This window comes from Ottowia sp. SB7-C50 (genome assembly GCF_033110285.1).
Lineage (GTDB): Bacteria > Pseudomonadota > Gammaproteobacteria > Burkholderiales > Burkholderiaceae_C > Ottowia.
Map to the genome: position 1 here is coordinate 1027853 of NZ_CP136995.1, position 18469 is coordinate 1046321.

Below are 18469 nucleotides of genomic sequence, written 5' to 3' on the forward strand. Positions count from 1 at the left end.
GGCAGGTGGTCAGCCGATGTGCTGCTGCCAGGCGTCCGGCGCAAAGCCGACCGTGATGGCGCCGTCGGCCCATTCGACCACCGGGCGCTTGATGGCGCTGGGCTGTTGCAGCAACAACGCGGCGGCGCTGGCCGCATCGGTCACGGCGGCCTGCGCGGCGGGATCCAGCTTGCGCCAGGTCCTGCCTTGTCGGTTCAGCACCTTGTCCCAGCCCGCCGCAGCCAGCCAGCGCGCCAGGTGCTCGGGCGGCACGCCCTGCTTCCTGAAATCGTGAAAGGTGTAGGCCACGCCGCGCTCGGTCAGCCAGGCGCGCGCCTTCTTCACGGTGTCGCAGTTTGGAATGCCATAGAGGGTAATGCCAGCCATGGCGGACGATCATGCCATGGGTGGTTGACAATCCGGGTCGCCATGAAAACGCTGGAAGACTGGCTCGCCCACTGCGAGCAACTGCATCCCCAAACCATCGAGCTGGGTCTGGACCGCGTGCGCGCCGTGTGGCAGCGCATGGGCGTCACGCTGCAGGCCGCGGTGTTCACCGTGGCCGGCACCAACGGCAAGGGCTCAACCTGCGCCATGCTGGAGGCCATCCTGCTGGAGGCGGGATTTCGCACCGGGGTCTACACGTCGCCGCACCTGGTGCGCTTCGAAGAGCGCTGCCGGGTGCGGGGCGAGCCCGCTGACGCTGCAGATTTGATAGCTGGATTCGCTGCCGTGGAAAGCGCCCGGGGCGATATCAGCCTGACCTACTTCGAATTCACCACGCTCGCCATCCTGCACACGCTGGCGCGCGCCGGGCTGGACGCGGTGGTGCTGGAAGTCGGCCTGGGCGGGCGCCTGGACGCGGTCAACATCATCGACACCGACTGCGCCATCATCACCAGCATCGACATCGACCACACCGCGCTGCTGGGTAACACGCGCGACGCCATCGGGCTGGAAAAGGCGGGCATCCTGCGCACCGGGCGGCCCGCGGTCATCAGCGACCCGGTGCCGCCGCAAAGCGTGATCGACCGCGCCACCGAGATCGGCGCCGACCTGTGGCTGCTGGGGCGCGACTACCACTACAGCGGCGACAAGCAGCAATGGGCCTGGGCCGGCCGCGGGCGGCGCTACGCGGGGCTGGCCTATCCGGCGCTGCGGGGCGCCAACCAGCTCATCAACGCGTCGGGCGTGCTGGCCGCGCTGGAGGCGCTGCGCCAGCGCCTGCCGGTCACCGCGCAGGCGGTGCGCAACGGGCTGGCGCTGGTCGAGCTGCCAGGGCGCTTCCAGGTGGTGCCCGGTCAGCCGGCGCTGGTGCTGGACGTGGCGCACAACCCGCATGCCGCCGCCGCGCTGGCGCTGAACCTGGACGCGATGGGCTTTTACCCGACCACCCACGCGGTGTTCGGTGCCATGGGCGACAAGGACGTCGCGCCCATGCTGCAGCGCCTGGACCCGCTCGTCGACCGCTGGTATTTCACCGACCTGCCCACGCCGCGCGCGGCCAGCGGCGCCGCGCTGCAGTCCGCCTGGCAGGCGCAGACGCAGCGAAAGGACGCCACCAGTGCGGTGTTTGCCAACCCCGCCGAGGCGCTGCGCGCTGCCGCGCTGCAGGCGCAGCCCACGGATAGAATCGTCGTCTTCGGATCGTTCTACACCGTCGGCGGCGTGCTGGAACATGGCATTCCGCGTTTGCACGCCGGTCGCCCTGGCGCCGATGCCGCCGGCTGATTGCAGGAATTCATGGCATTTTTCAAGTTCCGCCAGCGCGGCCAGCCCGCCACCGAGCCGGCCGGCCGCGCCAGCGCCAGGGAACCGGCCGCCGGCCCCCAGGAAACCATCGACAGCGTGCGCCGGCGCGCCCGCCACCGCCTGGTCGGCGCGGCCGTGCTGGTACTGCTGGCCATCGTCGGCTTTCCGCTGCTGTTCGACACGCAGCCGCGCCCGGTGGCCGTCAACGCGCCCATCACCATCCCTGACAAGGACAAGGCCGCGCCGCTGAAGATGCCCGACGCCTTGCCGGCCGACGCCAGCCTGGATGACCGCGAGGAAGTGGTGGCCCGCGCCGACAAACCGTCCGCCCGCGCGCCTGCGGCCGTGGTGCCCCCCCGTGATGCCCGCCGCGCCCGCCCGCAGCGCGCTGACCGACAAGCCCGCCGCCCCCGCGCGCGAAGCCCGGCCCGACGCCGAGCCGAGCGCCAAGGCCAAGGCCGACGAAGCGGCGCGCGCCAAGGCGGATGAAGCCGCCCGCGCCAAGGCCGACGACGCCGCCCGCGTCAAGGCCGAGCAGGCCGCCGCCCGCGCCCAGCGCGAGCAGGACGCCAAGGCCCAGCGCGACGACGAGCGCGCCAAGGCCGCTGCCGAGGCGCGCCGCGCCGGCGAACAGGCCGCGGCTGCCAGCGCCAAGAAGCCCGAGGACGATGCCCGCGCCCGCCGCGAGGCCGAGCAGCAGCGCGCCAAGCGCGAAGAAGCCGCGCGCGCCCGCGCGCTGCTGGAAGGCCGCAACGGCTCGGCAGACAAGGCGGCGGCCGCGGCCACCGCCGACAAGCCCGGCCGCTTCATCGTGCAGGTGGGCGCCTTTGCCGACGACACCGCCGCGCGCGAGGCGCGCCAGAAGGCCGAGCGCACCGGCGTCAAGACCTACACCCAGGTGGTCGACACCAAGGACGGCAAGCGCACCCGCGTGCGCGTCGGCCCGTTCGCCAGCCGCGAAGAGGCCGACAAGGCCGCCGCCGCGCTGAAGAAAGCCGGCCTGGCAGGCGCCGTCCTGTCGCTGTGACGTGAGCTTGTCCGCCATCGACTGGCTGGCGCTGATCGTGGTGGTGGCGTCGCTGCTGCTGGGCTTGTGGCGCGGGCTGCTGTACGAGGTGCTGGCGCTGGCCGGCTGGGTGGTGGCGTTTCTGGCCGCGCGCTGGGCGGCGCCCGTAGTGGGCGCCTGGCTACCGATGGGCGAATCGCCCGAGCCGCTGCGCTACGCGGTCGGCTTTGCGCTGGTGTTCATCGCCACCGCCTTTGCGTGCGGCATGCTGGCCACTCTGGCGCGCAGCGCGGCCCGGGCGGTGGGCGCGCGGCCGGTGGACCGGCTGTTTGGCGCCGCGTTCGGCGTGCTGCGCGGCGTGCTGTTCTTGCTGGTGCTGGCCGCGCTGGTGACCATGACGCCGCTGCGCGACGAGCCGTGGTGGCGCCAGTCATTGACCGGCCCCTGGCTTGAAATCGCGCTGTTGCACCTGCATCCTTGGTTGCCGGAATCCTTCGGCAAGCATCTGTCGGCCTGATGTGATGTTCGGCATTGGTTGTCGAAAACTGGGCAGCCATCGGTTTTCGGCCTGACAATCACGGTTTGTTGTTTTTGCTTTAGGACTTGCACCCATGTGCGGCATCGTCGGCGTTGTCAGCAACGCACCCGTCAACCAGCTGATCTACGATGGGCTGCTGCTGTTGCAGCACCGCGGCCAGGATGCGGCCGGCATCGTCACCCAGCAGGATCGCAAGTTCTTCATGCACAAGGCCAAGGGCATGGTGCGCGACGTGTTTCGCACGCGCAACATGCGCGCGCTGCCGGGCAACGCGGGCCTGGGACAGGTGCGCTACCCCACGGCCGGCAACGCCTTCAGCGAGGAAGAGGCGCAGCCCTTCTACGTCAACGCGCCGTTTGGCGTGGTGCTGGTGCACAACGGCAACCTGACCAACGCGCAGGCGCTGAAGGCCGAGCTGTTCACCACCGACCACCGCCACATCAACACCGAAAGCGATTCCGAGGTGCTGCTGAACGTGCTGGCGCACGAACTGGGCCGCGCCACGCGCGGCACGGCGCTGGGACCTGACGAGGTGTTTGCCGCCGTGGCCGCCGTGCACCGCCGCGTGCGCGGCTCGTATGCCGTCATCGCCCACATCGCCGGGCGCGGCATGCTGGCGTTTCGCGACCCGTACGGCATCCGCCCGCTCAGCATGGGCCGCAGCGCCGACGGCGGCGTGATGCTGGCCAGCGAAACCGTGGTGCTGGAAGGCACCGGCTTCACGCCCGAGCGCGACGTGGCGCCGGGCGAGGCGATCTACGTCACGCTCGACGGCGCGGTGCACACGCGCCAGTGCGCCGCGCAGTCGCGGCTGTCGCCCTGCATCTTTGAATACGTGTACCTGGCGCGGCCCGACTCGGTGCTGGACGGCATCTCGGTCTACCAGGCGCGCCTGAACCTGGGCGAGACGCTGGCCAAGCGCGTGGTGTCCACCGTGCCGCCGGACCAGATCGACGTCGTGATCCCGATCCCCGAATCCAGCCGCCCCAGCGCGACCGAGCTGGCGCGCCTGCTGGGCAAGCCGTACCGCGAAGGCTTCGTCAAGAACCGCTACGTGGGCCGCACCTTCATCATGCCGGGGCAGGCTGTGCGCAAGAAATCGGTGCGCCAGAAGCTCAACGCCATCGCCAGCGAATTTGCCGGGCGCAACGTGCTGCTGGTCGACGATTCCATCGTGCGCGGCACCACCAGCCACGAAATCGTGCAGATGGCGCGCGAAGCCGGCGCGCGCAAGGTCTACCTGGCCAGCGCGGCGCCGCCGGTGCGCTACCCCAACGTGTACGGCATCGACATGCCGACCAAGGAAGAACTGGTCGCGCACGGCCGCACGGCCGAAGAAGTGCGTCAGATCATCGGCGCCGACGCGCTGATCTACCAGGACGTGGATGCCATGAAGCGCGCCATCGGCCAGCTGAACCCGGCCGTGCAGGGCTTTGACGCGTCGTGCTTCGACGGCGTGTACGTCACCGGCGACATCACCGAGGGCGACATCGACCGGCTGAACCAGCAGCGGGTGAAGACCGGCGAAGAGGAGCAGGAAGGCTCGCGCCTGACGCTGCCCAACGCCAGCGTGGTCTGAAAATCTGGATTCAATCGCCGCCCAGCGCTTGCCAGTCCAGCGCAGACAGCTATAAAAAAAATAGTTCATCATGAGTGCCGACAAACTTCCCCCCGGGCTGCACCCCGACACGCTGGCGGTGCGCACCGGCATCGCGCCCAGCGCGTATGGCGAAAACTCCGAAGCGCTGTACCTCACCAGCTGCTTTGTGCAGCCCGACGCCGCCACGTCGGCGCGCCGCTTTGCCAACGAGGAAGACGGCTACACCTATTCGCGCACCAGCAACCCCAGCGTGACCGCGTTCGAGCGCCGGCTGGCGGCGCTGGAAGGGTCCGAAGCCGCCATCGGCACGTCCAGCGGCATGGCGGCCATCCTGTTGATGGGCATGGGCCTGCTGCGCAGCGGCGACCACGTGGTGTGCTCGCGCTCGGTGTTCGGCAGCACGCTGAACCTGTTCGCCAAGGAATTCGGCAAGTTCGGCGTCGAGACCACCTTTGTGTCGCAGACCGACCTGGCCGAGTGGCGCGCCGCGATCAGGCCCCATACCAAGCTGCTGTTTGCCGAAACCCCCACCAACCCGCTGACCGAGGTGTGCGACGTGGCCGCGCTGGCCACCATGGCGCACGATGCCGGCGCGCTGCTGGCGGTGGACAACTGCTTTGCCACGCCGGTGCTGCAAAAGCCCATCGCGCTGGGCGCCGACATCGTGATCCATTCGGGCACCAAGTTCCTGGACGGGCAGGGCCGCGTCATGGCGGGCGCCCTCTGCACCTCGCGCAAGCGGGTCGACGAAGTGTTTGCACCGCTGATCCGCACCGCCGGCATGGTGCTGGCACCGTTCAACGCCTGGGTGGTGCACAAGGGGCTGGAAACGCTGTCGATTCGCGTGCGCGCGCAGAGCGACAACGCCTTGCAGATCGCGCGCTGGCTCGAATCGCACCCCGCCGTCGACCGTGTGTTCTACCCCGGCCTGCCGTCGCACCCGCAGCACGCGCTGGCCATGGCGCAGCAGGGCGGCGTGGGCGGCGCGGTCATCGCCTTCAGCGTCAAGGCCGATTCGCCCGAGCAAGGCCGTGCACGCGCCTTTCACGTGCTGGACTCGGCGCGCGTGTGCAGCCTGGCCACCAACCTGGGCGACGTGAAGACGCTCATCTGCCACCCCGCCAGCACCTCGCACGGGCGCCTGACCGAAGCGCAGCGCCAGGCCGCCGGCGTGGTGCAGGGCCTGATTCGCGTGGCGGTGGGGCTGGAGCACGCGCCCGACATCCAGAACGATCTGGCGCGCGGCCTCGACGGCTGCGCGCAGATTGTCTGATACTATTGAATTGATAGCTGTTAGCGCTTGCCAGTCAAGCGCTGGAGCCCTGAAATGTCTGAAATCTCGTCGTCAAGCCCGCGCGTGCGCACGCGGTTCGCCCCATCGCCCACGGGCTTCATCCACCTGGGCAACATCCGCTCGGCGCTGTATCCGTGGGCGTTCGCGCGCTCACAGGGCGGCGACTTCATCCTGCGCATCGAGGACACCGACCTGGAGCGCTCCTCGCAGGCCGCCGTCGACGTCATTCTGGAAGGCATGGCCTGGCTCGGACTCGATCACGACGAGGGGCCGTTCTACCAGATGCAGCGCATGGACCGCTACAAGCAGGTGCTGGCCGAGCTGCAGGCCGCCGGCCACGTCTACCCCTGCTACATGAGCGTGGAAGAGCTCGACGCCCTGCGCGAGCGCCAGATGGCCGCCAAGCAGAAGCCGCGCTACGACGGCACCTGGCGCCCTGAGGCCGGCAAGACGCTGCCGCCCGTGCCCGAAGGCGTGCAGCCCGTGCTGCGCTTCAAGAACCCGCAGGGCGGCGTGGTGGCGTGGGACGACAAGGTCAAGGGCCGCATCGAGATCAGCAACGACGAGCTGGACGACCTGGTCATCGCCCGGCCCGACGGCACGCCGACGTACAACTTCTGCGTCGTGGTCGACGACATTGACATGCAGATCACCCACGTGATTCGCGGCGATGACCACGTCAACAACACGCCGCGGCAGATCAACATCTTCCGCGCCCTGGGCCACGAACCGCCCGTCTACGCGCACCTGCCCACCGTGCTGAACGAGCAGGGCGAGAAGATGAGCAAGCGCAACGGCGCCAAGCCCGTCACGCAGTACCGCGACGAAGGTTATCTGCCCGACGCCATGGTCAACTACCTGGCGCGCCTGGGCTGGAGCCACGGCGACGACGAGATCTTCAGCCGCGTGCAGTTTCTCGACTGGTTCGACCTGGAACACCTGGGCCGCAGCGCCGCGCAGTTCGACGAAGCCAAGCTGCGCTGGGTCAACGCCCAGCATCTGAAGGCCATGGACGACAGCGCACTGGCGCCGCTGGTTGCCGCGCAACTGCGGCGCCAGGGCATCGACATCGACGAGCGCCTGCCCGCCATCTGCGGCCTGTTCAAGGACCGCTGCGACACCACGGCGGCCCTGGCCGACTGGGCGCGCGCCTACTACGCCGATGTGCAGCCGTCGCCTGAAGACCTGGACAAACACGTGACCGAGGCCGTCAGGCCCGCCATCGCCACGCTGCATGGCAAGCTGGCCGCCATCGACTGGACTACGCCCGCCATCGCCGCCGCCATCAAGGACACGCTGGCCGAGCACGGCCTGAAGATGCCGCAACTGGCCATGCCGGTGCGCGTGCTGGTCATGGGCACCCCGCAGACGCCGTCGGTCGATGCCATGCTGGCGTTGCACCGCCGCGAAAAAGTTTTGACGCGGTTGCAAGCACATTGAATTTCGGCATATAATTCGAGGCTCGACGCCCAAGAGGGGGTATAGCTCAGCTGGGAGAGCGCTTGCATGGCATGCAAGAGGTCAGCGGTTCGATCCCGCTTACCTCCACCAAGGTTGTCGTAAAGTCCAGGTTTTGACCCTATCGTCTAGAGGCCTAGGACATCACCCTTTCACGGTGAGTACCGGGGTTCGAATCCCCGTAGGGTCGCCAAGTTTGGCTGCACTTGGGTTCGCAAGGACCGCAAAGCAGCTACCGACGCGGAGTGGTAGTTCAGTCGGTTAGAATACCGGCCTGTCACGCCGGGGGTCGCGGGTTCGAGTCCCGTCCACTCCGCCAAAGTTTAAAAAGCCTTGTAAGTCAAAAACTTGCAAGGCTTTTTGCTTTGTGGTGGTAGCGCTTCTGGTAGCGCCATGGGATGGTCGGTCGCGGCATCTGTGCGCTGCAACCCGCAGCGCCGTCACACACCCAGCAGGTCGCACAGCGCCAGCAGTTCGCCGGTCATGGCGTGTGGCGAGCCCTCGATGGCGGGCGGCCACGGCTCGTCACGCCGGTTGATCCAGGCCACCTGCATGCCGGCCGCCAGGCCGCCAGCGCCGTCCAGGTGCGCGTCGTCACCGATGTGCAGCACGGCTGCGTTGTCCGCGCCGGCGGCCTGCGCGCCGGCCAGGAAGATGCGCGCATCGGGCTTGCCCACACCCACCTGCGCGGCGCTGACGGCGGCGTGAAAGTGCTCGCCCAGGCCGACGCGGTACACATCGGCGTTGCCGTTGCTGAGCGCCACCAGCGGATAGCGCGCGCCCAGCCGTGTCAGCGCCGGCAGGGCATCGTCGAACAGCGTGACGCGCTGGCGCTCGGCCAGAAACACATCGAACGCCGGTTCGGCCAGATGGGTGGGTTCGCCGCTCCACGCCAGCAACTGGCGGATGGCCTCGCGCCGGACGTGGCCGAGGTCGTGTGTGCGGTCGGGATAGCGGGCCAGCGTCTGCTGACGCGCGCGCCGGGCGGTGTTGGCATCGCGGGCCAGCGCGGCGGCGGCGGGCGCATGCGCGTCCAGCCACGCGCGCAAGGCCTGCTCGGCGCGCTCGATGGTGGGCCACACGGGCCACAACGTGTCGTCGAGATCGATGGTGATGGCGCGAATGCGCGCAACATCCAGGCGGTGCTCGATCATGCGGTGCGCGGGCGACAAGGCGGCATGCCCGAGAATAGCGCATGCCCTTTCGACCTGAGCCCGCGTTCCAGCATGGCCAGCCGGCACGCGTGGGCGTGCTGCTGTGCAACCTGGGAACGCCCGACGAGCCCACCGCGGCGGCCACGCGCCGCTATCTGGCTGAATTCCTGAGCGACCCGCGCGTGATCGAGATTCCGCGCGCGGTCTGGAAGCCGATCCTGCACGGCCTGATCCTGCGCACGCGGCCCGCCAAATCGGCCGCCAAGTACCGCACCATCTGGACGCCCGAAGGCTCGCCGCTGCTGGTCTGGAGCCGCAAGCAGGCGATCATGCTGCGCGGCTATCTGGGCGAGCGCGGGCACGACGTGGAGATGCGCCTGGCCATGCGCTACGGCAACCCGTCGGTGGCGTCGCAACTGGATGAATTGAGGGCGCAGGGCTGCACGCGCATCCTGGTGGTGCCGTTGTACCCGCAGTATTCGGGCACCACCACGGCCAGCGTGTTCGATGCCGTGGCGGGGTGGGCGCAACAGGCGCGCCACGTGCCTGAATTGCGCTTCGTCAACCGGTTTCACGACGACCCTGGCTACATCCGCGCCTTGGCGCACAGTGTGCAGCAGCACTGGCAGGCCCATGGCCGGCCCGACAAGCTGGTGGTGAGCTTTCATGGCGTGCCCGAACGCACGCTGACGCTGGGCGACCCCTATCACTGCGAATGTCTGAAGACGGCACGCCTGCTGGCCGAACGGCTGGCACTGAAGGACGGCGAATGGGTGGTGAGCTTTCAGTCGCGCTTTGGCAAGGCCAAGTGGCTGGAGCCCGCCACCCAGACGGTGCTGGAGCAACTGGGCCGGGCCGGCACGCACCGCGTGGACCTGGTGTGCCCGGGCTTCATCGCCGATTGCCTGGAAACGCTGGAGGAGATTGCCATCGAAGGGCAGGAATCCTTCAAGGCGGCCGGCGGGCAGGAGTTTCACTACATCCCGTGCCTCAACGACGACCCGGTGTGGCTGGCCGCGCTGTCCGAGATCGTGCAGGACCATCTGCAAGGCTGGCCCACCCGCAGCGGCGACGACAGCGCAGCCGCCAGCGCGACACGCGACCGCGCGCTGGCGGCGGGCGCCAAGGCGTGAGCCTTATGCTATAATAAATATAGCTAAATGCCGTTGTCAGGCAAGCGCTGGCGCCGGATAAAGCTTATGCTGCGACGGCGGTCGCCGGCTCATGGGCGCGCTCGATGAAGCCGCTGACCAGCGCCAGCTGATCGGGCACGTTCAGCGCCGGCGCGTGGCCGCAGCCCGGCACCTCGACCCACTGCAACTGGCCGCGCGCACCGGGGCCACGCGTGGTCATCTGCTCGGCCGTGTCTTTCAGCACCAGATCCGAGTCAACGCCACGCAGCAGCAGCACCGGCAGGTCGAGCGCGTCGTAGTGGTGCCACAGCAGGTAGTCGTCGGGGTAGTGGACGAATTGGCCGACGATGGCCGGGTCGTAATGCGGCGTCACGCGCCCGTCGGGCAGGCGGCGCGTGCTGGTTTCGGCTAGGCGGCGCCACTGCGCGTCGGTCAAAAAGCCGAACGGCCGGTAGGCGGTGCGCAAAAACTGCTCCAGCTCGGTCACGCGCTGGAAAGTGGGGGGGCTGGCCCGCGTACGCCTTGATGCGCTCCACCGCCGCCTGCGCCAGCTGTGGCGCGTTGTCGTTCAACACCAGGCTGCGGATGCGCTTTTTCAACTCAGGCTCGAAATAGCCCGACGCGCTGACCATGCCGATGGCGCCGCCCATCGACGTGCCGACCCAGTGGCATTGGTCGACACTGAGCTGCAACAGCAGGTCGCGTGCCAGGCGCGCATAGAAGGCCAGGCAGTACTCGTCCTTGGGGCTTTCGGCCCACTGGCTGAGGCCGCGGCCCAGCGTGTCGGGGCACACCACGCGCCAGCCGCCGGCCGACAGATGCGCCGCCAGCTCATCCATGTCGCGCCCGGTGCGCGCCAGCCCATGCCACGCGATCACCGTGCCGCGCGGCGTGCGGCCTTCGGGCTGCCAGTCGATGAAGTGGATCTCGCGGCCAGCGCATTCGATGTAGTGGGAGGTGGAGGGCATGGCGGCTCGTGGACGAAAGAAGCAGGGAAAGAGGGACGAAAACAGGCGGCGGTGCGGCGTCAGTGCGCGGCCGCGGCGCCCCGCGCGCGCAGGCGGCCCACCACGCCGGTCGGGAAGTAATAGACCGACAGCACGAACAGCAGGCCCAGCCACAGCAGCCATCGGTCGGGCGACAGCAGCGCGCTCAGCACGGGCACGCTGGCGGTGGCTTCGCTGCCGATGCGCAGCAGATCCTGCAGATAGCTCTGGGCAACCAGGAACAGCACCGACCCGATGATGGCGCCGTAGATCGTGCCCATGCCGCCGATGACCACGATCAGCAGCACGTCCATCATGATCTCGAAGCTGAGCGACGTGTCCGGCCCGTTGTAACGCAGCCAGAGCGCCAGCATGCAGCCTGCCAGGCACGCGAACAGCGCCGACAGCACGGACGACAGCGTGCGATACACCACCACGCGGTAGCCGATGGCTTCGGCGCGGAATTCGTTTTCGCGGATCGCCTGCAGCACGCGGCCAAAGGGCGAATTGACGATGCGCAGCATGGCCAGCACCAGCAGCACGGCGACCACGAACAGCAGGTAATAGGTGATGATCTTGCCGTCGATCAGCACGCCGAAGAGCTCGGTCTCGAACGGCTCGAAGCTCGGCATCAGCACCTCGGGAAGCTTGAAGGTCAGGCCGTCCTCGCCGCCGGTCCATTCAGACAGCTGCGAAGCCAGCGTCTGAAACGCCGCCGCCACGGCCAGCGTGATCATGGCGAAGAAGATGGCGCGCACCCGCAGCGAGAACAGCCCGATGGCCAGCGACAGCAGCAGCGACACCACCAGCGCACCGGCCGTGCCTGCCGCGAGCGCACCCCAGGTCGGGCCGAGTCGCGTGGTGGCGATGGCCACGCCATACGCCCCGATGCCGAAGAACATGGTGTGCGCAAAGCTGACGATGCCCGTGTAGCCCAGCAGCAGGTCGAAGCCCGCCACCAGCACCACGAAGATCAGCACCTTGGCCGCCACGTTGAGCGCCTTGACGCCGGGGAACAGGAAGGGCGCGAACGCCAACCCCAGCACGATGGCAACGAGGATGAGGGCCAGCAGCTTGTTGCGCGGCAGGTCGTGGGAAAGCAGGCGACTGAGCATGTGAAGAAGTCAGAAAACGCTGGAACGCAAAAGACGCGAAGGGTTCGCAAAGCGCGCAAAAAAACCAAAATCAATCAAACGGATTTCTGCGTGTTTTGCGCTTGCTTTGCGTCTTATGTGTCCACAGAAATTCATGTGCCGACGACTCATCGGTTCGTGACGGGGTAAACACCCTGCGGCCGCCACAGCAGCACCGCCACCATCAGCGCGATGTTGGAAAACAGCGCCACCTTGGGCGCCAGAAAGCCGGTGTAGTTGGCCATCAGCCCCACCAGCAGCGCGCCGATCAGCGCGCCCGTGGTGCTGCCCAGACCGCCGATGATGATGACGATGAAGATCAGGATGTTGACCTGCGCGCCCATCTGCGGAATCACGTTCTGCTGGTACAGCCCCCACATCACGCCGCCCAGGCCGGCGAGGGCGCTGCCCACCACGAACACCCCAACAAAAAGGCGCCGGATGCGGTAGCCGAGCGACTCGACCATTTCCCTGTCCTGCACACCGGCGCGAATCAGCAGCCCGACCTTGGTGCGCGACAAGGTCCAGGCCAGGGCGGCAAACACGATGGCGCCCACGATCACGGCGACGACGCGGTATTTCTCGACCGCCGCCTCGCCGATCAGCCATGAGCCGCGCATGCCCTCGGGCAGCGGCAGCGGAATCTGCTGCGGGCCCCAGATCACCTTGATCAGCTCTTCGCCAATGATCATGCCGCCCATGGTGATCAGGATCTGCTTCAGGTGCTGGCCGTACACCGGGCGCACGATGAAGCGCTCGAACGCCAGCCCCACGGCGCCGGCCACCAGCATGGCGACGATCATGGCCGGCACCACGGCCATCAGGTTGCGCCAGATGTCGCCAGAGCCGGTGTAGTCGCCCATCGCGCCCAGCACGCTGGTCGCAACGAAGGCGCCCAGCGCGATGAATACGCCGTGGCCGAAGTTCAGCACGTCCATCAGGCCGAACACCAGCGTCAGCCCCGAGGCGATGATGAAGATGATCATGCCCATGGCCAGGCCCGCCACCGTGAGCGTGAGCCAGGTCGAGCCCGAGCCGATCAGCGGCAGCGCGATCAGGGCCAGCACGGGCACCAGGAGTAGGGGTTTGTAGTCGAGGTCGCGGGTGGTCATGGGTCAGCCTTCTTGAACGCAAAGGGCGCGAAGGTTGCGCAAAAATCGCAAAAGAGAAATTTGAATGGGCTGTTGGTTTGGCGCCTTTTGCGAAGTCTTTGCGCTCTTTGCGTTCAAAGCTTCGACTTTCACAGCGACAACCCCAGCAGCCGCTGCTGCAGCGCCTCGTCCTGCGCCAGCGCCGCCATGGTGCCGGCGTACACCAAGCGGCCGTCGTCCATCACGGCCACGGTGTCGCCCAGCCGCTTGGCGAAGTTGATGTTCTGCTCGACGAGCAGAATCGTCACGCCGCTCGCCTTCAGCTGCTGGAAGGCGTCGATCATGTTGTTGATGATGGCGGGCGCCAGGCCCTTGCTCGGCTCGTCGACGATCAGCAGTTCGCGCAGCTCGACGATGGCGCGGCTCACCGCCAGCATCTGCTTCTGGCCCCCGCTCAGCTTGCCGGCGGGGTGGTTCCAGAATTTCTCGACGGCGGGGAACAGCTTGAAGATCCACTGCAGCCGCTCACCGTCGATCTGCGCCGCCGTCTTGGCGCTGCGCGCGGCCAGCACCATGTTTTCCTTCACCGTCAGGTCGGCGAAGATGCCCATGTTTTCGGGCACGTAGGCGATGTTCATGCCGGCGATCTGCGGCGTGTGCTTGCTGGTGATGTCCTGGCCGTTGAAGCTGATGCGGCCCTGGCTGGCCTGCCACAGCCCCATGATGGTGCGCAGCGTGGTCGTCTTGCCCGCGCCGTTGCGGCCCAGCAGCATGGTGAGCTGGCCGCGCGGCACCGCCAGGTCGACGCCGTGCAGGATGTGGTACGCACCGATGTGCGTGTGGACGCCGTGCAGTTCGAGGAGGTTGGTGCTCATGTCATGCCCCCCAAAATACCGAACGCAAAGGGCGCAAAGGTTGCGCAAAATTCGCAAAAAAAACCTTTAAATTTTTCTTTTCCGCGTCTTTTGCAAGACCTCTGCGTTCTTTGCGTTCAAAGGTTTTGGAATCCGTCATACCTCCACCTCGTCTTCCTTCGTCACGCCCAGGTACGCTTCCTGCACCACGGGCGAGGCGATGACCTCGGCCGGGTCGCCATCGGCCACCAGCGAGCCGTTGGTTAGCACGATGATGCGGTCGGCCAGTTCGCGCACCACGTCCATCTTGTGCTCCACCAGCAGGATGATCTTGCGCTTGTCCTTCTTCAGTTCGCGGATCAGGTTCAGGATGACGGGCGCTTCGTCGTGGCTCATGCCGGCGGTGGGCTCGTCGAACATGTAGACGTGCGGATCGAGCGCCATCAGCAGCGCCACTTCCAGCTTGCGCTGGTCGCCGTGTGGCAGGCTGGCCACCGGCATGTCGTGCTTGTCGGCCATGGCGACGGAATCCAGCAGGGCCATGGCGCGCTCGGTCAGGTCGCGGTGGTCGCTCCAGATGCTCCAGAGGTTCAGGCCGTCATGCAGGCGTGCCTGCACGGCCAGGCGCACGTTTTCCAGCACCGACAGGTTGGGGAACAGGTTGGTCAGCTGAAACGCGCGGCCCAGGCCGGCCTTGGTGCGCGCCGACGGCGACAGGCCCGACAGGTCCTTCCCGCCCAGGTGCACCGTGCCGGACGAGGCCTTGAGCTGGCCCGAGATCAGGTTGAAGTACGTCGTCTTGCCAGCGCCATTGGGCCCGACGATGGCCGTCAGCGTGCCGGGCTCGAAGCTGCACGTGACCGCGTTGACGGCCACGTGGCCGCCGAAGCGGATGGTGAGGTCTTGGGTGGATAAGGCGCTCATCTCGGTCACTTCCAGGGCGGCGCGCAGCGCTGCCCGTTCGACGTCGCCGCAGAGCCGGCTTTGCCGGTCCGCCAGCGACGCCCCTTGAGGGGAGCCGACGCAGTCGGCTCAGGGTAGGCCGTTTTACCGCTTGTTCCGGATCGGCACGTTCATTTCTTCCGGCTTGATCTCGCGCACCAGCTCAGGCACGCCCCAGGCGAAAGCAGGGTCGGCCTTGATCTTGAAGTGGTACATGCTCTGCATGGCCTGGTGGTCTTCCTTGCGGAAGGTCATCTTGCCCTTGGGCGTGTCGAAGCTCATGCCTTCCATCGCGTTGATCAGCGTGTTGGCACGGGTGTCGCCATTGGTCTTCTTCAGCGCGGTCACGGCTGCCATCGCGGCGCTGAAGCCGCCGGCGGTGAAGAAGTCCGGCGGCGTCTTGAATTCCTTGTAGTGGGCCGACACCAGCGCCTCGTTGACCGGGTTCTTGGGGATGCCGAAGTAGTAGTACGTGGCCCCTTCCATGCCCGGGAAGTTCTTGTACGCGGCCATCGCGGGCAGGATGTTGCCGCCGGTGAACACGTCGATGTCGTAGCGCTTCTTCAGGTCTTGCGCGGCCAGCGCGTTGAAGGGCGGCGTGCCGCCGGCCCAGATGACCTCGATCGCCTTGCGGCCGGGCTTGCCCTTCAGCACGTCGACCACGCGCTGGATGCCGGCGGTGAAGTCGGTGGTGTTCTGCGGCAGGTATTCCTCGTGCACGATCTTGGCGTGCTTGAGCGCGTCCTTGAACGCCTTCACGCCGTCGCGGCCAAAGGCGTAGTCCTGCGCCAGCGTGGCGATGGACACGCCATCCTTGTCCATCGCAGCGGCGTTGCTGATGGCGTCCTGGCTGCTGCTGCGGCCGGTGCGGAAGATGTACTTGTTCCACTTGTCGCCGGTGATCGAATCGGCCACGGCGGGCTCGACCAGCAGGATCTTCTTGTATTCCTCGGCCACCGGCAGCATGGCCAGCGCCACGCCCGACGACGTGGGGCCAATGGCCAGGTCGACCTTGTCGTCGGCATAGGCGGCGGCCAGCAGGCTCTTGCCCAAGTCAGGCTTGCCCTGGTCGTCTTTTTCGATCACGGTGATCTTCTTGCCGGCCACCGTCATGGTGCCGCCGGTGGCGTAGTTCAGGCCCATCATCAGCCCGGTCTGGGTCTGCTTGCCGTAGGCCTCCAGCGGGCCGGTCTTGCTGTAGATGTGGGCGATCTTGATGGTGTCCGACTGCGCCAGGGCAGGGGCGCTCGCGGCGGCGGCAAGGGCGGCGACGGCAATGAGGGTGCGGCGTTGCATGAGGGGCTCCTGTCGATGCAAATGAAATGAGGACGAACCCATTCATGCAGGAGTTGTGCCAGCGCTTAACTCATTGATTTGATTGGACCTTGAAAAACCGCCTGCATTAAATTGTCTGATAAAAATACATTTTCAATGTATGAAACTCAGACATTTGATTGAATTTTATTCAGGGTTTGCCTGTAGGCCCGCCCCGGTCTGACGGCTATTCTGGCGTCTGCAGCCGCTGATACAGCGTGGCGCGCGACACCCCCAGCAGCCGCGCCGTCGCCAGCTTGTTGCCGCCGGTGGCCTGCAGCGCGGCGGCAATGGCGCGTTGCTCCAGCTCGGCCACCTGTTCGCCCAGCGGCCGCAGCAGAGCGCCCGCGTCGGGCAAGGCGGGTTCGGGCGGCAGCACGGGTTGCACCTGCGCCAGGCCGGACTGGCGCAGCAGCGCCTCCATCTGCGCGGCGTCGATGCGGTCGGAATCGGCGCGCAACGCGGCCTGTTCCAGCACGTTCCGCAGTTCGCGGATGTTGCCGCGCCAGTGCTGCGCCGCCAGCAGGGCGACGGCGTCTTCGCCCAGTTCGGGCGGCGGGCTGCCGCGGTGGGCCATGTCTTCGCCCAGCACCTCAATGAGTGCCGGAATGTCGCCACGCCGCTCGCGCAGCGGCGGTACGCGCACCGGCAGCACGTTCAGGCGGTAGTACAGGTCTTCGCGAAACTGCCCGCGCGCCACCAGCGCCGGCAGGTCGCGGCTGGTGGCCGCGATCACGCGCGCGTTGAACGGCACCAACTGGTTGCTGCCCAGCGGCTCGATCTCGCCCTCCTGCAGCGCGCGCAGCAGCTTGGCCTGCAGCCCGGGCGGCATGTCGCCGATTTCGTCGAGGAACAGCGTGCCGCCGTCGGCCAGCTTGAACTTGCCCACGCGGCCCTTGCGGTCGGCCCCCGTGTAGGCGCCGGGCGCGGTGCCGAAGAATTCGGCCTCCAGCAGCGTGTCGGGCACGGCGGCGATGTTGACGCTGACAAACGGCCCCTCGGCGCGTGGCGACGCGGCATGGATGGCGTGCGCCAGCAGCTCCTTGCCGGTGCCGGTTTCGCCCAGCAGCAGCACCGGGCTGCCCGACTGCGCGGCCCGGCGTGCCTGGCGCTTGACCTCGCTGGCGGCCGGGCTGCTGCCCACGAAGCTCGCAAAAGTATAGCGCGATTGCCTTGCGCCATGAGCGCTGGCGGTGCGTTTGGCCGCCAGTTGTTGCTGCGCGTCGTGCAACTGCTGCTGCAGCTGCGCAAACTTGCCCACCAGCGGCTGCATGCTGGTGCCGGTCTGGTCGAACAGCACGATGCCCAAGGCGCCGATGACATCGCCCTGGTCGTCGCGCAGCGGAATGCGACTGACGACGAAGGTGCCCGCACGGTTGGTCAGCAGGTCGATCAGGATAGGCTTGCCGGTCTTGAGCACCTGGTGCATCTGCGTGTTCTCGATCACGCTGGACACCGGGTGACCGACGAAGTCCGCCTCGCGCGGGAAGCCCAGGGCGGGCAGGTAGCGCCGGTACTGGTCGTTGATCCACACCACGCGCGCTTCGCGGTCGACCAGTAGCATGCCTTCGCTGGCGCTGGCAAACAGGTCGAACATCGAGCGCGCGGCCAGCTCAAGCACGCTGGCCGCATCGCGCGGCAAGCTGGACGATGCCATGGACGGTGCAGGGTTGGACGAAGCCATGCCGCATGTTAATGGTCTGCCGCGATGCCACGCCCATCGGCGGGCGGCGCCACGCGCCCACAAAAAAGCCACCGCGCTGGCGGTGGCTTTTCGTCAGGCCGATGGCGCTTAGCGCACGCGGCCGCGACGGAACAGGTTGACGATCGCCAGCAGGATCACTGCGCCGACCAGAGACACCAGCAGCGAAGGCAGCGAGAAGTTGCCGTCGTTGATGTTGCCCGCGCCGACCAGCGGCGAAATCAGCAGGCCGCCCAGGAAGGCGCCGACGATACCGACCACCACGTTCAGGACGACGCCCTGTTGCCCGTCGGTGCGCATCATCAGGCTGGCCAACCAACCCAGAACGCCGCCCACCACCAACCAGATAATGAAATTCATGTCGATGCTCCTATGACCACTCAAAATAAGAATATCGGCAAGTGATGGACCTGCCAGCCGCGACGCCGTGTGCCGTCGTGAAGAGATTGTTGGACGAGCGGCGCGTGCCCGTCGTCGTCCTCATCCGCTCACGCTTGTAGGACTTGGCGAGCGCGCGTTGACGGTAAGGGCAG

General features: G+C 67.2%; 18 protein-coding genes, 3 tRNA genes and 1 pseudogene. 11 read left to right on the forward strand and 11 right to left on the reverse strand.

What is annotated here, in order from left to right; all coding sequences use genetic code 11:
- Positions 1-9: 9 nt before the first annotated feature.
- A complete protein-coding gene (locus tag R0D99_RS04930) occupies positions 10-366 on the reverse strand; it encodes an ArsC family reductase (RefSeq protein ID WP_317750270.1) in 357 nt (118 codons plus the stop codon).
- A gap of 42 nt (positions 367-408) precedes the next feature.
- Between R0D99_RS04930 and folC the strand changes: the two genes are divergently transcribed.
- The 10 genes from folC to R0D99_RS04980 all read left to right on the forward strand — a co-directional run bounded on the left by folC (position 409) and on the right by R0D99_RS04980 (position 7946).
- The gene (gene folC, locus R0D99_RS04935) at positions 409-1710 is read left to right on the forward strand and encodes a bifunctional tetrahydrofolate synthase/dihydrofolate synthase (RefSeq protein ID WP_317750271.1); all 1302 of its coding nucleotides are present in this window, start codon (positions 409-411) and stop codon (positions 1708-1710) included.
- Between the two features lie 12 nt (positions 1711-1722).
- Complete coding sequence (locus tag R0D99_RS04940; protein WP_317750272.1) at positions 1723-2220, forward strand: hypothetical protein; 498 nt, start codon at positions 1723-1725, stop codon at positions 2218-2220.
- Positions 2221-2548: 328 nt separating this feature from the next.
- Positions 2549-2758, forward strand: coding sequence for an SPOR domain-containing protein (locus R0D99_RS17290; RefSeq protein WP_416365987.1), 210 nt, complete (start codon positions 2549-2551; stop codon positions 2756-2758).
- Between the two features lies 1 nt (position 2759).
- Positions 2760-3254 carry a CvpA family protein gene (locus R0D99_RS04950; protein ID WP_317750274.1) on the forward strand — a complete coding sequence of 165 codons (495 nt, stop codon included), beginning with the start codon at positions 2760-2762 and terminating at the stop codon, positions 3252-3254.
- A gap of 94 nt (positions 3255-3348) precedes the next feature.
- Positions 3349-4854, forward strand: coding sequence for an amidophosphoribosyltransferase (purF, locus tag R0D99_RS04955; protein WP_317750275.1), 1506 nt, complete (start codon positions 3349-3351; stop codon positions 4852-4854).
- 70 nt (positions 4855-4924) lie between these two features.
- Positions 4925-6148 (forward strand): O-succinylhomoserine sulfhydrylase, encoded by a 1224-nt coding sequence (locus tag R0D99_RS04960; RefSeq protein ID WP_317750276.1) that lies wholly within the window; start codon positions 4925-4927, stop codon positions 6146-6148.
- A 54-nt stretch (positions 6149-6202) separates the two neighbouring features.
- Positions 6203-7609, forward strand: coding sequence for a glutamate--tRNA ligase (gene gltX, locus R0D99_RS04965; RefSeq protein WP_317750277.1), 1407 nt, complete (start codon positions 6203-6205; stop codon positions 7607-7609).
- 35 nt (positions 7610-7644) lie between these two features.
- Positions 7645-7720 (forward strand) — tRNA-Ala (locus R0D99_RS04970).
- A gap of 24 nt (positions 7721-7744) precedes the next feature.
- Positions 7745-7820 (forward strand) — tRNA-Glu (locus R0D99_RS04975).
- 49 nt (positions 7821-7869) lie between these two features.
- A tRNA-Asp gene (locus R0D99_RS04980) sits at positions 7870-7946 on the forward strand.
- Between the two features lie 121 nt (positions 7947-8067).
- Here the strand turns inward: R0D99_RS04980 and R0D99_RS04985 are convergent.
- Complete coding sequence (locus R0D99_RS04985; RefSeq protein WP_317751006.1) at positions 8068-8781, reverse strand: HAD family hydrolase; 714 nt, start codon at positions 8779-8781, stop codon at positions 8068-8070.
- Between the two features lie 41 nt (positions 8782-8822).
- On the opposite strand from R0D99_RS04985, the gene hemH reads away from it, so the two are divergent.
- Entirely contained in the window at positions 8823-9914 is a 1092-nt protein-coding gene (gene hemH / locus R0D99_RS04990; protein ID WP_317750278.1) for a ferrochelatase, read from the forward strand.
- A gap of 64 nt (positions 9915-9978) precedes the next feature.
- Here the strand turns inward: hemH and R0D99_RS04995 are convergent.
- The 9 genes and pseudogenes from R0D99_RS04995 to R0D99_RS05035 form a co-directional block, all read right to left on the reverse strand.
- Positions 9979-10882 (reverse strand): annotated as a pseudogene (locus R0D99_RS04995) (alpha/beta fold hydrolase).
- A 59-nt stretch (positions 10883-10941) separates the two neighbouring features.
- Positions 10942-12015, reverse strand: coding sequence for a branched-chain amino acid ABC transporter permease (locus tag R0D99_RS05000; RefSeq protein ID WP_317750279.1), 1074 nt, complete (start codon positions 12013-12015; stop codon positions 10942-10944).
- Positions 12016-12161: 146 nt separating this feature from the next.
- The gene (locus R0D99_RS05005) at positions 12162-13145 is read right to left on the reverse strand and encodes a branched-chain amino acid ABC transporter permease (protein ID WP_317750280.1); all 984 of its coding nucleotides are present in this window, start codon (positions 13143-13145) and stop codon (positions 12162-12164) included.
- A gap of 128 nt (positions 13146-13273) precedes the next feature.
- On the reverse strand, positions 13274-13999 hold the full coding sequence (locus R0D99_RS05010; RefSeq protein ID WP_317750281.1) for an ABC transporter ATP-binding protein: 726 nt from the start codon (positions 13997-13999) through the stop codon (positions 13274-13276).
- A gap of 1 nt (position 14000) precedes the next feature.
- Complete coding sequence (locus R0D99_RS05015; RefSeq protein ID WP_317750282.1) at positions 14001-14138, reverse strand: hypothetical protein; 138 nt, start codon at positions 14136-14138, stop codon at positions 14001-14003.
- Positions 14135-14902 carry an ABC transporter ATP-binding protein gene (locus R0D99_RS05020; protein ID WP_317750283.1) on the reverse strand — a complete coding sequence of 256 codons (768 nt, stop codon included), beginning with the start codon at positions 14900-14902 and terminating at the stop codon, positions 14135-14137. Before R0D99_RS05020 ends, R0D99_RS05015 begins: the two co-directional genes overlap by 4 nt.
- Positions 14903-15025: 123 nt before the next feature.
- A complete protein-coding gene (locus tag R0D99_RS05025; protein WP_317750284.1) occupies positions 15026-16216 on the reverse strand; it encodes a substrate-binding domain-containing protein in 1191 nt (396 codons plus the stop codon).
- A 205-nt stretch (positions 16217-16421) separates the two neighbouring features.
- Positions 16422-17891, reverse strand: coding sequence for a sigma-54 interaction domain-containing protein (locus R0D99_RS05030; protein ID WP_317750285.1), 1470 nt, complete (start codon positions 17889-17891; stop codon positions 16422-16424).
- 135 nt (positions 17892-18026) lie between these two features.
- Positions 18027-18296, reverse strand: coding sequence for a GlsB/YeaQ/YmgE family stress response membrane protein (locus R0D99_RS05035; protein WP_317750286.1), 270 nt, complete (start codon positions 18294-18296; stop codon positions 18027-18029).
- Between the last annotated feature and the right edge of the window lie 173 nt (positions 18297-18469).

Excerpts from the sequence above, each read along its gene's own strand:
- R0D99_RS04930 (WP_317750270.1), bottom strand. The coding sequence starts at position 366 with ATGGCTGGCATTACCCTCTATGGCATTCCAAACTGCGACACCGTGAAG.
- folC (WP_317750271.1), top strand. The coding sequence starts at position 409 with ATGAAAACGCTGGAAGACTGGCTCGCCCACTGCGAGCAACTGCATCCC.
- R0D99_RS04940 (WP_317750272.1), top strand. The coding sequence starts at position 1,723 with ATGGCATTTTTCAAGTTCCGCCAGCGCGGCCAGCCCGCCACCGAGCCG.
- purF (WP_317750275.1), top strand. The coding sequence starts at position 3,349 with ATGTGCGGCATCGTCGGCGTTGTCAGCAACGCACCCGTCAACCAGCTG.
- R0D99_RS04960 (WP_317750276.1), top strand. The coding sequence starts at position 4,925 with ATGAGTGCCGACAAACTTCCCCCCGGGCTGCACCCCGACACGCTGGCG.
- gltX (WP_317750277.1), top strand. The coding sequence starts at position 6,203 with ATGTCTGAAATCTCGTCGTCAAGCCCGCGCGTGCGCACGCGGTTCGCC.
- R0D99_RS04985 (WP_317751006.1), bottom strand. The coding sequence starts at position 8,781 with ATGATCGAGCACCGCCTGGATGTTGCGCGCATTCGCGCCATCACCATC.
- hemH (WP_317750278.1), top strand. The coding sequence starts at position 8,823 with ATGCCCTTTCGACCTGAGCCCGCGTTCCAGCATGGCCAGCCGGCACGC.
- R0D99_RS05000 (WP_317750279.1), bottom strand. The coding sequence starts at position 12,015 with ATGCTCAGTCGCCTGCTTTCCCACGACCTGCCGCGCAACAAGCTGCTG.
- R0D99_RS05005 (WP_317750280.1), bottom strand. The coding sequence starts at position 13,145 with ATGACCACCCGCGACCTCGACTACAAACCCCTACTCCTGGTGCCCGTG.
- R0D99_RS05010 (WP_317750281.1), bottom strand. The coding sequence starts at position 13,999 with ATGAGCACCAACCTCCTCGAACTGCACGGCGTCCACACGCACATCGGT.
- R0D99_RS05015 (WP_317750282.1), bottom strand. The coding sequence starts at position 14,138 with ATGACGGATTCCAAAACCTTTGAACGCAAAGAACGCAGAGGTCTTGCA.
- R0D99_RS05020 (WP_317750283.1), bottom strand. The coding sequence starts at position 14,902 with ATGAGCGCCTTATCCACCCAAGACCTCACCATCCGCTTCGGCGGCCAC.
- R0D99_RS05025 (WP_317750284.1), bottom strand. The coding sequence starts at position 16,216 with ATGCAACGCCGCACCCTCATTGCCGTCGCCGCCCTTGCCGCCGCCGCG.
- R0D99_RS05030 (WP_317750285.1), bottom strand. The coding sequence starts at position 17,891 with ATGGCATCGTCCAGCTTGCCGCGCGATGCGGCCAGCGTGCTTGAGCTG.
- R0D99_RS05035 (WP_317750286.1), bottom strand. The coding sequence starts at position 18,296 with ATGAATTTCATTATCTGGTTGGTGGTGGGCGGCGTTCTGGGTTGGTTG.